Raw genomic sequence first — 13,365 nt, 5'->3', positions numbered from 1 at the left:
GGCCGCGTCTGCTTGAATCGAGGGGGTGGTCGACTGCGAGACGGCACGCGACGCGCCGGGTCGGCACGCCATCGAACCTTGGCGGGTGGCAAGAGAAAAGTACAAAGTACTGAACGATTTCTAAGGGTCGCCTAGTGTACACCCCCTAAATGCCGCCTGTTGGTGCAGCGCGGCATCCTCGCCATCAGCATCGGGCTGGTCGTGCCCCGTTTGTTTCACCGGTGGCGAGCCGCACGTCGAACCTGCGCGAATTCCGCCGAAAACCGGCCTGAATCGGGTAAAATAGCGGGCTACGCGCGCAGCGATGCGATTGTTGGCCCGATGGGTCCGTCGATCGCACCCCGGCCCCTCGGGCAGGTTCCCCTTGCTGCGCCACCGGGCCCGCGCCCGCTCTTCGCTCATCACCCAAGGAATGCCCATGACAGGCTACGATCGTCAGTCGATCTCGGATACGACCGCCAAAATCCTGCTCGAAGTGCAGGCGGTGCACTTCAACGCCGAAAAACCGTTCATCTTCACGTCCGGCTGGGCAAGCCCCGTCTACATCGACTGCCGCAAGCTGATCTCGTATCCGCGCGTGCGTCGTGCGCTGATGGAAATGGCGGAAACGACGATCATGCGCGACGTCGGCTTCGAGCAGATCGACTCGGTGGCGGGCGGCGAGACGGCCGGCATCCCGTTCGCGGCATGGCTCGCGGACCGCATGATGGTGCCGATGCAGTACGTGCGCAAGAAACCGAAGGGCTTCGGCCGCAACGCGCAGATCGAGGGTCATCTGGAAGAAGGCTCGCGCGTGCTGCTGGTGGAAGACCTGACGACCGACAGCCGCAGCAAGATCAACTTCGTCAACGCGCTGCGCACCGCGGGCGCGACGGTGAACCACTGCTTCGTGCTGTTCCACTACAACATCTTCAAGGAAAGCGTGTCGGTCCTGAAGGACATCGACGTCGACCTGCACGCGCTGGCGACCTGGTGGGACGTGCTGCGCGTCGCGAAGGCGTCGGGCTACTTCGAGACCAAGACGCTCGACGAAGTCGAGAAGTTCCTGCACGCGCCGGCCGAGTGGTCGGCCGCGCACGGCGGCGCGACGGCCCCGAAGGAATAATGCCGGGCCGGCAGGCCGCCGGCACCCTGGCTGAAAAAACCGCTCGCGTGGTCGCGAGCGGTTTTTTTTCGTCCGTCGATCGGCATCGCGGCCGGCCCGAATCGCGGGCCGCGGCATGCATCGCTCATCGAACCCTAATGCTAGACTTGATCCATCGTCGCCATCAGCTGCGCGGGCAACGCACAACGCCAACAATGCCGGGAGCATCGGCCCGGCCCACGTGACGGGAGAAGCGCCATATGCGTGTGGATCGCCGGATCACTTCGCCTGCGTCCCCGGGTCGTTCGTCTCCGTTCATCGCCGTCCTGCTCTGCGCCTCCGCCGCGTGCGCTGCGTTCACCACCCTGCCCGCGCGCGCGGAAGGTCCGTTCACCGTGTCGAGCGACGAGCTGACGCCCGGCGGGCGCGTCGGCGCCGCGAACGTGTTCGACCGCGGCGACTGCAAGGGCGACAACCGTTCGCCGCAGCTCAGGTGGCGCAACCCGCCGCCCGGCACGCGCGGCTACGCGATCACGATCTTCGATCCCGATGCACCGGGGCACGGCTGGTGGCACTGGGCCGTCGCCGGTATCCCGGCGGGCGTCACGAGCCTGCCGGCCGACGCGAGCGCGTCGGGCTTCCTGCGTCGCATCGGTGCGAGCGAGGCACGCAACGACTTCGGGATCGACGGCTACGGCGGCCCGTGCCCGCCGCCCGGCAAGCCGCACCGCTACGTGATCACCGTCTACGCGCTGAAGGGCACGGACCTGCGCATCGGGCAAGGACGCCCCGCCCCGATGTTCGAGCACGAGATCGGCACGCTGACGATCGGCACCGCACAGCTCACGGTCACTTACGGGCAGTAAGCTCTCGCGTGTCCGCCGTGAGGCGTGTGGCGTGTATCGCCGACCGCCCGTCGCCCGTCGCCGATTGCCGATTGCCGATTGCCGATCTCCGGTCGCCGGTCTCCGGTTGCCGGTTGCCGGTTGCCGGTCGCCGGTTGCCGGTTGCCGGTTGCCGGTTGCCGGTCGCCGGTCGCCGGTCGCCGGTCGCCGGTCGCCGGTCGCCGGTCGCCGGTCGCCGGTCGCCGGTCGCCGGTTGCCGGTTGCCGGTTGCCGGTTGCCGGTCGCGATTGTCCGCGCCTGCGAATTTCTGTGCGCCGCCCGCGCGCTTTTCTCCCGTCATTTCGGCTTGCTAGACTCGGCGGCACCGGTCGCGGCATCCCGCCGCGCATCCGTCGCGCCGCCCGACCGCGGCGCGTGACGCGGCTGGCCGCGGTGCCCGCCGTTTCGTCCCCTTCCGGAGAACGCTTCATGTCGAACATCGTCATCGTCTATCACAGCGGCTACGGTCACACGCAGAAACTGGCCGACGCCGTCCATGCAGGCGCGCAGGACGCCGGCGCCACCGCACGCCTGATCGCCGTCGGCGAGCTCGACGACGCGGGCTGGGCCGCGCTCGATGCGGCGGACGCGATCGTCTTCGGCGCGCCGACCTACATGGGCGGCCCGTCCGCGCAGTTCAAGCAGTTCGCCGATGCCACGTCGAAACCGTGGTTCACGCAGAAATGGAAGGACAAGATCGCCGCGGGCTTCACGAACTCCGCGACGATGAACGGCGACAAGTTCTCGACGATTCAGTATTTCGTCACGCTGGCGATGCAACATGGGATGGTGTGGGTCGGCACGGGCATGATGCCGGCCAACTCGAAGGCGGCCACCCGCAACGACATCAACTACGTCGGCGGCTTCACGGGCCTGCTCGCGCAGTCGCCGGCGGACGCGACGCCCGACGAGGGCCCGCTGCCCGGCGACCTCGAGACCGCGAAGGCGTTCGGGCGGCGCGTCGCCGAAGCGACCGCCCGCTGGCTGGCCGGCAGCCGCTGAACGCGACGGCACGCGCGAGCGCTCGCGCCGCCGGTGACGCGGCAACGCGGCGCAGGCGCGTGACAGGGACACAAGACGGCCCGCGGGCCGTCTTTTTTTCGCCCCGTGCGGTGCAGGCCCGCCGGATGACGTCTTAAAATGGCGGTTTCAGGGCGCCGCGGCTCCCGTTTCATTCAGTGAGAGCGAAATGAGCACCAAAGTTTTTGTCGACGGCCAGGAAGGTACGACCGGCCTCAAGATCTTCGAATACCTGTCGGCGCGCAGCGACATCGAGATCCTGCGCATCGATGAAGCGAAGCGCAAGGACGTCGACGAGCGCCGCCGCCTGATCAATGCGTCGGACGTCACGTTCCTGTGCCTGCCGGACGTCGCATCGCGCGAATCGGCATCGCTGGTCGAGAACCCGAACACGACGCTGATCGACGCGAGCACCGCGTTCCGCACGAGCGCCGACTGGGCATACGGCCTGCCGGAACTGACCCGCGCGCAGCGCGAGAAGATTCGCACGTCGAAGCGCATCGCCGTGCCGGGCTGCCACGCGTCGGCCTTCGTGCTCGCGATGCGTCCGCTCGTGGATGCAGGCATCGTCGCGCCGACCTTCGCCGCGCACAGCTACTCGATCACCGGCTACAGCGGCGGCGGCAAGTCGATGATCGCCGAATACGAAAACGCGGCGCCGGGCGGCAAGCTCGCGAGCCCGCGTCCGTACGCGCTCGCGCTGGCGCACAAGCACCTGCCGGAAATGGCCGCGCACACGGGCCTCGCACACGCGCCGATCTTCACCCCGATCGTCGGGCCGTTCCTGAAGGGCCTGGCCGTGACGACCTACTTCTCGCCCGAACAGCTCGCGAAGCGCGCGACGCCGCAGGACGTGCAGCGCGTGTTCGCCGAGTACTACGCGGACGAGCCGTTCGTGCGCGTCGCGCCGTTCAACGCGGAGGCGAATCTCGACAGCGGCTTCTTCGACGTGCAGGCGAACAACGACACGAACCGCGTCGACCTGTTCGTGTTCGGCAACGAGGAGCGCTTCGTCACGGTCGCGCGCCTCGACAACCTGGGCAAGGGCGCATCGGGCGCCGCGATCCAGTGCATGAACCTCAACATCGGCGCCGCCGAGGATGCAGGCCTCAAGCGCTGATTCAACTTGCATGCGATGCAAAGCCGGCCGCTGGCCGGCTTTTTATTTGCCCGTATCAAGCAATAAATCAAAATCCGGATCACGCATTTACAAATATTTACAAGCTTTCCATTGCGTAATTGCCGGCAAATTAATTTACCCCTTTCTCCAGTCAATCCCGAATAGGGATAAACCGGATATCGCCGCTTTAAACGCTGCCGTTATACGCGTGAAGGCCTCGAGCGCCGTCCATGCGTGGCAGCCGCCCCACTCCGGCAGCACTCCAGCGCCCTCCGCGCGTTTTAATTCTTACTGAAAGCGCTATCCCGCAAGGATTCATCGCGCGCGCGTTGTTTCAATCGTCTTTTTTAGACGAGTTCATCAATTGACAGCAAAAATCCTGGCAGCGACATTAGCTCGCACAATTAAACGATTGGAGACAGCGGCATGTCGCACGCCTTATCAAAGGGGGTGGCAACGGCCTTTGCCATCGCCCCTTTCCTGATTGCCTGTGGGGGAGGAGACGGCGGCTCGCCCGCGCCGATCGAGGCCCCTCAATGTTCCGGATCGAGCTGCGGCACGCAAGGGCCGCCGCCGTCGCAGCCCGTCAACGGCGCGCTGTGCCCGGCCGATGCCGACATCGTGAAGAGCACCTACCTCGGCGGCGCCGGCAGCGGCGAGATCGTCAGCGTCAACATCGACGCGGTCGCGATGACGTACACGCTCAAGTGGCTCGAATCGCCGATTCCGCTCGCGACCGGCACGGTCACGCCGAGCCGCGCCGGCACCACGATCACCGGCAAGGTCATCCACCCGCCGACCGGCGCGCTGCCGACCGCGGAGCAGACGCGCTGCGCGTTCGTCTTCACGCCGGGTTCGGGGAAGGCACCGAACGGCTCGACCTATTCGACGGCCGCCGACTTCAACCAGGCGAACCCGCCGATGCTGCTGGTCGGCATGGGTGTCGCGGGCGGCGGCATCCCCGGCGCGACGGTGCAGTACGACGGGCTGACGATCACCGTCGCCGGCGTCCCGATCTACAAGAACGTCGGCCAGGTGCCGAACCGCCACTTCGACTTCTACCCGTTCCTCGGCTTCGCGAACACGACGACCGACCTCACGAAGCTGCCGGGCACCTACAACGCGCTGCTCTACCACCTCGTGCCGTCGGGCAACTACGCGACGAAGGGCACGAATTCGAGCGAGACGTTCGATGCGAACGGCGCGTGCACGTCGACGAGTGCGGGGGGCTGCCAGACGACCGGCGATCCGTGGACCGTCAACACCGCGAACGGCGGCTACCTCGACAGCACGAAGGCACCGCAGATCCTGCCGCAGACGGCGCTGCCGATCGTCGGCACGACCGGCAAGTCGGCGACCGCGCACATGGTGATCGGCCAGCTCAACGGCGCGACCGTGCCGGTGGTGGTCCGCACCGGCTACGTGTATCTGGGCACCGACCTCGCGCTGCACACCGACGCCAAGGTCGACGACGAATCGGGCATCGCGGTGCTCGGCAAGGCAACGGCGATCCAGTCGGGCGCGATCGACGGCGGCTACGCGGGCGCGGATTCGAACTTCAAGTACACGGCGGCACTGATCCGCGGCAGCAACGCGTCGTTCATCAACCCGACCACGCAGGCCGAGGAAGACGCCTTCACGCTCGACTACGGTCAGGGAACGCCGGGCCTGCTGAACACGACGACGACGCCGGCGAACGGTGCGACCTATCCGTCCGCATCGGGCGTGGTGATCGCGACGGGCGGCCTGTACGCGGCGCTGATCCAGGGCACGGTGAACGGCGGCGTCACGTCGACGTCGGCGAACTCGAGCACGTCGTCGACACCGTACTTCGGCGTGGGCGCGCAGATCAGCAAGTAACGATCGAGGACGCGGCGGCCGGTGCGCCGCCGCGGGATGCAGGGAAGGCACGCAACGACGGCGCCCGGCACGGCGCAGCAGCACGAGCACAGGCAACAGAAGCGGCCGACAGGGAGCCGGCCGCCCGACAAGACAAATCTGGAGGAGCAACATGAAGCGCAACCTCGTTCTCGCGGCGGCCCTTGCCGCCCCCCTTCTTTCCGCATGCGGCGGTGGCGGCGGCGATAACCCGCCCCCGCTCGTCGAAGACCGGCTCTGCCCCGCCACGCTCGACTACAACACCGTGTACACCGGCGGCGCGGGCAGCGGCGAACTGGCCAAGGTCCAGCTCGACACGACCAAGATGACCTGGCAGGTCACCTATGTCGAATCGCCGGTGCCGCAAAAGACCGGCACCGTCACGCCGACCCGCGCGGGCACCGTCGACAGCGGCACGCTCACGCAGGAAACGATGCTGCCGACCAACAAGCTGAACCAGTGCGCATTCCGGCTGAACGGCGCAAGCCTCGATGCGTCGCGTCCGGCGCGCATCTTCGTCGGCTTCGGTGTCGCGGGCGGCACGATTCCCGGCAAGGAGATCCAGTTCGACGGCGTGCTCGGCCAGGCCGCGGTGCCCGACACGAAATTCCCGTATTACCCGTTCATCGGCTTCTCGTCGATCGAAACCGACATCACGAAGGTCGCGGGCACGTACAGCCATATCGGCTTCGGCGAAGTGCCGTCGCAGAAATTCGCGCCGGCGTCGATCGATGCGAAGGTGACGATCAACGCGGACGGCACGTGGACCAAGTGCGACACGACCGGCCAGTTCGCCGGCGGCGCGTGCATGCAGCAGGGCACGAACTTCGTGCAGTCGGCCGACGGCAGCGGCGCGTTCCAGAGCAACAACTACCGGAGCCAGCTGCAGCCGACGCTGTCGGCGACGCCGCAAGGCAAGGGCTTCATGATCGTCGGCAAACTGCGCAACCAGCTGGTGCCGATCCTCGTGCGCACGGGTGTCGCGAACCCGAACCCGACGCCCGACAGCAACGGCGTGCCGGGCCTGACCGCCGACGACGAATCGAGCATCTCGATCCTCGCGCCGCAGACCGCGATCGCGGCCGGGTCGCAAAACGGCGAATACATCGGCGTCGACAGCCAGTTCGACTACCGGACCACCGCGCTGATCAACAACCAGGCCACGCTGCTCGATCCGTTCCAGCCGTCGCAGGCCTCGCTCGCGACCCCGCTCGACCTGGACTACACGCAGAAGGTGCCGGGCACGGTCACGACGATCCACACGGGTTCGGGCAGCACGTCGCCGACCGGGAAGTTCATCTTCACGGGTGGCGTGTTCGGTTTCCTCGACAACGCGGGTTCGACGCCGTATTTCACGATCGGCGCGTTCGTCCAGTAAGCGGGGGAAGCCGTGATGAAGAAGACCCTTCTCTGCGCGGCGGCCGGCGCCGCCGCCCTGGCGCCGCTCGCGGCGCACGCGCAGAGCGCCGGCAGCAACGTCGTCACGCTGGGCTGGTTCCACGTGATGCCTCAGCAGAGCAGCACGCCGATGACGACCAACGTCGCGCCGACGCCGATCAACACGCCGCTGCGGCTGCCGCCGTCGTTCACGTCGCCGGGCACCGGGCTGCGTACGAGCGGCGCCGACACGGTCGGCCTGACGGTCAGCCATTTCCTGACCGACCACATCGCGGTCACGTCGGTGGCGGGCGTGCCGCCGGTGTTCAAGGTGTCGGGCCAAGGCACGATCAAGCCGCCCGGCCCGGCCGGCGCGCTCGGCACGCAGAACATCGGCCTCGCCTCGGTGAACCCGATCGTGAAGAGCGTGCGGCAGTGGAGCCCGGCGGCGATCCTGCAGTACTACTTCGGGGCGGCGACCGCGAAGTTCCGGCCGTTCCTCGGCCTCGGCGTGTCGTACAACTGGTTCAGCGACCTGCAGCTCAACACGAACTTCATCAAGCAGACGCAGGACAACCTCGGCGCGATTCTCGCCGCGGGCGCGGGCAAGCCGGGTACGACATCGGTGGAAGCGAAGGCGTCGTCGTCATGGCAGCCGGTATTCAACGCGGGCCTGCAGTACAACATGACCGAGCATTTCGGGCTGGTCGCGTCGGTGACCTACATCCCGCTGAAGACGACGTCGACGGTGACGATCAAGGCGGCCGACGGCACGGTGCTCTCCGAGTCGAAATCGGACCTGAAGGCCGACCCGATCATCAGCTACGTCGGGATGACCTACAAGTTCTGACGGCGGCGACGGAGGACGGTGGATGAATGGACGGCCCGCGCAAAAAACGCGGGCAAAAAAAAGCCCGCCTAAGAGGCGGGCTGAATCCATATCAGAGGAGACATGGAGGAGACAGGTGTAACTATAGCGAATCAGTTTCCGCATTGCAACATTTCCGTAGAGAAAATAAGGATTTTCCCTCGAATGCGCACTCTAGATCGCTAGTTCGCATCCGACCCCTTCCCGTTCTCCCGGTCGAGCACCTCGCCCAGCGTGTCGCGCAGCAGCGCGACCGGCCGCGTCAGGCGGCCCGGCAGCGCGCCGTGCACGATCCACACGTTGATCCGCGTTTCCAGCCCCGCCGTTTCCACCACCCTCAGCGCATCGCGATGCTTGCTGCGCGCCAGTGCGTTCGGCGACGCGATCCCGATGCCGGCACCGCGCGCGACGAGCGACAGCTGCAGCTCCGAGCCGAACGCCTCGACCGCGACGTCGAACGGCAGCCCCGCGGCGCCGAGCGCGCGGCTCAGTGCCGAACGCATCCCGCAGCCGTCCTGGCTCAGCACCCACGGAAAACCCGACAGCACGTCGAGCGACAGCGGGCCGGCCGGCAGCGGGAAATCGCGCGCGGCGACCAGCACCGTCGGCTGCGTGCCGAGCGGCGTGGCCGTCAGCGTATCGGGCAGCGCCGCGCTGGCCGGCACCATGACCGCCGCGACATCGAGCGTGCCGCGCTCGATGCCCTGCACGAGCGCCGGCGACCAGCCGGCCGTCACGCGCAGCGTCAGCCGCGGAAACGCGTCGCGCAGCCGGTCGATCGGCCGCTCGAGCGCCAGCTCGGACAGGAACGGCGGCACGCCGATGCGCAGTTCGCCCGACGGCTCGCTGTCGGGCGCACCGGCCGCCATCAATGCGTCGACCGCACCCAGCACGTTGCGCGCGAGCGCATAGACGTCGCGCCCGGCGGCGGTCGGCTTCAGCGGCTTGCTCTGCCGCTCGAGCAGCGGCATGCCCAACAGCGTCTCGAGGTTCTGCACGCGTCGCGTGAGGCCCGGCTGCGTGAGATGGAGCTTCGCCGCGGCCGCGACCATCGACCCGCTGTCGACCACCGCGACGAACGCCTGGAGATCACGCGTATTCAAAGCAAACTCGCATAATCATGTTAGACATATTTCAATTGTCGCATAAACATCCGGCACCTACGATGGGGATTCCTTCGCTCGACGCTCCAGGCTTCCGATGAACTGCCCTGCCGACTCCTGCCCCGCCCCCGGCCGCGCCGCGCGCGGTGCCCCGCCCGTGCTGAGCACGGGCATGACGCTCTTCTTCGCCGCGACGGTCGGCGTGATCGTGATGGACCTGTTCGCCGCGCAGCCGTTGACGGGCCCGATCAGCGCCGACCTGCACCTGCCGCCCGGTCTCGCGGGCCTCGTCGCGATGCTGCCGCAACTCGGCTACGCAGCCGGCCTCGTGCTGCTCGTGCCGCTCGTCGACCTGCTCGAGAACCGCCGGCTGATCGTCGCGACGCTCGTCGCGTGCGCGGCCGCGCTCGCGCTGCCGGCGTTCACGCGGTCCGGCACCCTCTTCCTGCTCGCGACGCTGGCCGCCGGCGCCGCGTCGAGCGTGATCCAGATGCTTGTGCCGATGGCCGCGTCGATGGCGCCCGAAGCGCAGCGCGGCCGCGCGGTCGGCAACGTGATGAGCGGGCTGATGCTCGGCATCCTGCTGTCACGGCCGCTCGCCAGCCTGATCGCGGGCACGGCCGGCTGGCGCGCGTTCTACGCGCTGGCCGCGCTCGCGAACGCGGCGATCGCGGTAGTGCTCGCGCTGCGCTTGCCGCCGCGCGTGCCGCCGGCTTCGGCCGGTTATCGCGCGCTGCTCGCGTCGATGGGCCGGCTGCTGGCCGACGAAGCGGTGCTGCGCCGGCATGCGCTGTCGGCCGCGCTCGCGATGGCCGCGTTCAGCGCGTTCTGGACCGCCGTCGGGCTGCGGCTCGCGCAGCCGCCGTTCGGCCTCGACCTGCACGGCATCGCGCTGTTCGCGTTCGCCGGCGCGAGCGGCGCGATCGTCACGCCGCTGGCCGGCCGCGCCGGCGATCGTGGCCACGGCCCGGCCGCGCAGCGCATCGCGCACGTGACGATGCTCGCGGCGCTCACCGTGCTCGGCATCGCCGGCGCCGGCTGGTTCGGCTTCGATGCGCACGCGCATCGCGGTGTCGCGCTGGCGCTGCTCGCCGGCGGCGCGGCGCTGCTCGACGCGGGCGTGATCGTCGACCAGACGATCGGCCGCCGGGAAATCAACCTGTTGAACCCGGCCGCACGCGGGCGGCTGAACGGGCTGTTCGTCGGGTTGTTCTTCGCCGGCGGCGCGCTCGGCGCGGCGCTGGCGGGCAGCGCATGGGCGTGGGGCGGGTGGAGCGCCGTGTGCGGCGTCGGCTTCGCGTTCGCGGGCGCGGCCGCGGCGTTCGGCTTGTCGGGCGGGCGCCGGAGCGGCACCGCGGCGTGGCCGCGCGCGTAACGCGGGCCCGGATATGAAAACGCCCCGCCCTCTGACGAGGCGCGGGGCGTCCGGCGGGCCGCGTGGCCGCGCTGGCCAAAATCAGTGACGGACCAGCGCCATCATCGCGCCGAAGCCGACGAAGATCCCGCCCGTCAGCCGGTTGAACACCTTCGCGACGCTCTGGCTCTTCAGCGTCGCGCCGATGCGCGTGCCGAACGACGCGTAGACGAGATACCAGCTGACCTCGATCACCGCGAACGTGACGACGAGGATGCAGAACTGCGGCAGCGTCGGCTCGGCTGCATTGATGAACTGCGGCAGCAGCGCGGCCGCGAACAGGATCGCCTTCGGGTTGCTGCCCGCGACCAGGAAACCATTGCGGAACAGCGCCCAGCGCGATGCCGACGCGCCTTGCGAAACCGCATCGACGTCCGCGGCCGGCGCGTCGTCGACGCGTGCGCGCCACGCCTTCACGCCGAGATAGATCAGGTAGGCGGCGCCCGCGAAGCGCAACGCATCGAACGTCGCCGGCCACGCCTCGAGCACCGCCCCGAGCCCCGCCGCGGACACCGCGAGCATCAGCACCAGCGCGCTCAGGCAGCCGGCCATCGTCGACGCCGAGCGGCGCAGCCCATGCTGCGCGCCGTGCGTCATCACGAGCAGCATGTTCGGACCGGGAATCGCCGACACGACGAACACCGTCGCCACGAAAAGCCACCACGTATGCAGGTTCATGACCGCCCCGACCGAAAGAGAATTGAAATGTCGATTATGCCGTGCGCGCGGCGTTTTTGTCCCGCGTCGGCTCAGCGGCCCGCGCGGCGCAGCGCGACTTCGCCGAGCACCGCGAAGTCCTGTTCGCCGCCGCCGTGCGCGAGCGCATCGAGCAGGCTGTCGCGCACGACGCTCGCCACCGGCAGCGGCACCGACGCCGCGTCGCCGGCCTCCAGCGCGAGCCGCACGTCCTTCAGCCCGAGGCGCGCCTTGAAGCGCGCGGGTTCGTAGCTGCGCTCGGCGATCATCCCGCCGTAGCCTGCGTAGACCGGCCCCGGGAACACGCTGTTCGTGATCACGTCGAGGAAATCGCGCATCGCGACGCCGTGCGCGCCGAGCAGCGCGGACGCCTCGCCGAGCGTCTCGATCGCCGACGCGAGCGTGAAATTCGCCGCGATCTTCGCGACGTTCGCATGCTGCGGCAGCGAGCCGAACCGCCAGGTCTTCTGGCCGATCGCGTCGAACAGCGGCTGCACGCGGTCGATCGCCTCGGCCGGGCCGCCGGCCATGATCGTCAGGCGCGCGGCGGCTGCGACGTCCGGGCGTCCCATCACGGGCGCGGCGACGTACTCGAGGCCGCGCGACGCATGCGCGTGCGCGAGCGACTCGGCGAGCGCGACCGACACCGTCGCCATGTTCACGTGGATCAGGCCGCGCGGCGCCTGCGCGAGCAAAGCGTCGTCGAATACTTCGCGCGCGGCCGCGTCGTCGGCGAGCATCGAGAACACGGCGTCGCCGCGAAACGCGTCGGCCGGCGTCGCGACGATCTGCGCGCCCAGCGCGGCGAGCGGCTCGGCGCGCTCGCGCGACCGGTTCCAGACCCGCACGGCGTGCCCCGCCTTCAGCAGGTTCGTCGCAATCGCCTGCCCCATTTCGCCCAGCCCGATAAATCCGAGATCCATTTCCCCGCTCCTTCGACCCGTGAAGCGGGGAGTTAAACACAGATGGCGGCGGCCTGCAGCCCCCGGGCGACCGGCCGTGCGCGGTGCGATACTGCGCCAATGGCGACCGCGACCTTCCGCTTCCACGGCGAACTGAACGCGTTTCTCGCGCGCGAGCAGCGCGAGTGCGCGTTCGCGCACGCGTTTGCCCGCGACGCGACGGTCAAGCACGCGGTCGAGGCGCTCGGCGTCCCGCATACGGAAATCGGCCGGCTCTGCGTGAACGGCGCACCGGCCGCCCTCGACCGGCCGCTCGGCGACGGCGACCGCGTCGACATCCATCCGGAACGCGCGCAGCCGGCGGCCGCCTCGCCGCTGCCGCAACCGGACCGCTGGCGCTTCGTCGCCGACGCGCATCTCGGCGGCCTCGCGCAGCTGCTGCGCCTCGCCGGCTTCGATACCTGCTACGACAACCACTACCGCGACGACGAACTCGCGGCGCTCGCCGCGCGCGAAGGCCGGATCGTGCTGACCCGCGACCGCGAGCTGCTGAAGCGCCGCGCGGTCGTGCGCGGCTGCTACCTGCATGCGCAGCAGCCGGACGCGCAGCTGCGCGAGCTGTTCGCGCGGCTCGATCTCGCGCCGCACATGCGGCCGTTCCGGCTGTGCCTGCGCTGCAACGCGCCGCTGCACGCGCTCGATGCGGCGGACGCCGCGCCGCGCGTGCCGCCTGGCGTGCGCCAGCGGCACCGGCGCTTTGCCGCGTGCGACGTGTGCCGGCGCGTGTTCTGGGAAGGGTCGCACTGGCGGCGCATGCGCGCGGTGGTCGATGCGATGCGCGCGCCGCCGCCCGATGCCCTCGAGTTTCCGGACGTGGCGGACGCCTGAAAAAACAAAACCCCGCAGGCCGAAGCATGCGGGGTTTCGCGACGGCCGGCCGGCAGCGGCGACCCCGGCGGAGCGTGCTTAGTTCTGCGCGCCTGCGTCGTTCCCGACGTGGCTGACGCCCCTGAGAAAAA

Annotated in this window: 12 protein-coding genes; 9 read left to right on the top strand and 3 right to left on the bottom strand. The window is 68.9% G+C overall.

The window, feature by feature from the left end; translation table 11 throughout:
- The first annotated feature begins 418 nt into the window (after window positions 1–418).
- From U5A56_RS19615 to U5A56_RS19585, 7 genes are all read left to right on the top strand, one after another.
- A complete protein-coding gene (locus U5A56_RS19615; protein ID WP_006752465.1) occupies window positions 419–1,105 on the top strand; it encodes an orotate phosphoribosyltransferase in 687 nt (228 codons plus the stop codon).
- A 239-nt stretch (window positions 1,106–1,344) separates the two neighbouring features.
- Entirely contained in the window at window positions 1,345–1,950 is a 606-nt protein-coding gene (locus U5A56_RS19610; RefSeq protein WP_321924060.1) for a YbhB/YbcL family Raf kinase inhibitor-like protein, read from the top strand.
- A 447-nt stretch (window positions 1,951–2,397) separates the two neighbouring features.
- Window positions 2,398–2,970, top strand: coding sequence for a flavodoxin family protein (locus tag U5A56_RS19605; RefSeq protein ID WP_321810723.1), 573 nt, complete (start codon window positions 2,398–2,400; stop codon window positions 2,968–2,970).
- Between the two features lie 187 nt (window positions 2,971–3,157).
- Window positions 3,158–4,108, top strand: coding sequence for an N-acetyl-gamma-glutamyl-phosphate reductase (gene argC / locus U5A56_RS19600; RefSeq protein WP_257775963.1), 951 nt, complete (start codon window positions 3,158–3,160; stop codon window positions 4,106–4,108).
- 426 nt (window positions 4,109–4,534) lie between these two features.
- Complete coding sequence (locus U5A56_RS19595; protein WP_124489231.1) at window positions 4,535–5,968, top strand: DUF2957 domain-containing protein; 1,434 nt, start codon at window positions 4,535–4,537, stop codon at window positions 5,966–5,968.
- A 151-nt stretch (window positions 5,969–6,119) separates the two neighbouring features.
- Window positions 6,120–7,364, top strand: a complete 1,245-nt coding sequence (locus U5A56_RS19590; RefSeq protein ID WP_321821652.1) for a DUF2957 domain-containing protein — start codon at window positions 6,120–6,122, stop codon at window positions 7,362–7,364.
- Between the two features lie 15 nt (window positions 7,365–7,379).
- Complete coding sequence (locus tag U5A56_RS19585; protein WP_044846333.1) at window positions 7,380–8,213, top strand: OmpW/AlkL family protein; 834 nt, start codon at window positions 7,380–7,382, stop codon at window positions 8,211–8,213.
- A gap of 200 nt (window positions 8,214–8,413) precedes the next feature.
- Here the strand turns inward: U5A56_RS19585 and U5A56_RS19580 are convergent, their stop codons facing one another.
- Window positions 8,414–9,334, bottom strand: a complete 921-nt coding sequence (locus U5A56_RS19580) for a LysR family transcriptional regulator (RefSeq protein WP_321924057.1) — start codon at window positions 9,332–9,334, stop codon at window positions 8,414–8,416.
- Window positions 9,335–9,431: 97 nt separating this feature from the next.
- On the opposite strand from U5A56_RS19580, the gene U5A56_RS19575 reads away from it, so the two are divergent.
- Window positions 9,432–10,709: an MFS transporter gene (locus U5A56_RS19575; RefSeq protein ID WP_321924055.1), complete on the top strand. Its 1,278-nt coding sequence runs from the start codon at window positions 9,432–9,434 to the stop codon at window positions 10,707–10,709.
- Between the two features lie 81 nt (window positions 10,710–10,790).
- Here the strand turns inward: U5A56_RS19575 and U5A56_RS19570 are convergent, their stop codons facing one another.
- Both U5A56_RS19570 and U5A56_RS19565 read right to left on the bottom strand, forming a co-directional pair.
- A complete protein-coding gene (locus U5A56_RS19570; RefSeq protein ID WP_044846336.1) occupies window positions 10,791–11,426 on the bottom strand; it encodes a LysE family translocator in 636 nt (211 codons plus the stop codon).
- Window positions 11,427–11,497: 71 nt separating this feature from the next.
- A complete protein-coding gene (locus tag U5A56_RS19565) occupies window positions 11,498–12,493 on the bottom strand; it encodes an NAD(P)-dependent oxidoreductase (RefSeq protein ID WP_321924053.1) in 996 nt (331 codons plus the stop codon).
- Here U5A56_RS19565 and U5A56_RS19560 point away from each other — a divergent pair.
- Window positions 12,467–13,234 carry a Mut7-C RNAse domain-containing protein gene (locus U5A56_RS19560; protein ID WP_124668272.1) on the top strand — a complete coding sequence of 256 codons (768 nt, stop codon included), beginning with the start codon at window positions 12,467–12,469 and terminating at the stop codon, window positions 13,232–13,234. The two genes, U5A56_RS19565 and U5A56_RS19560, sit on opposite strands and share 27 nt — an antisense overlap.
- Window positions 13,235–13,365: the final 131 nt, after the last annotated feature.

It is taken from the genome of Burkholderia sp. BCC1998 (assembly GCF_905339875.1).
In the GTDB taxonomy this organism is placed as follows: Bacteria; Pseudomonadota; Gammaproteobacteria; order Burkholderiales; family Burkholderiaceae; genus Burkholderia.
This window is presented reverse-complemented; position numbering and strand designations above follow the sequence as displayed.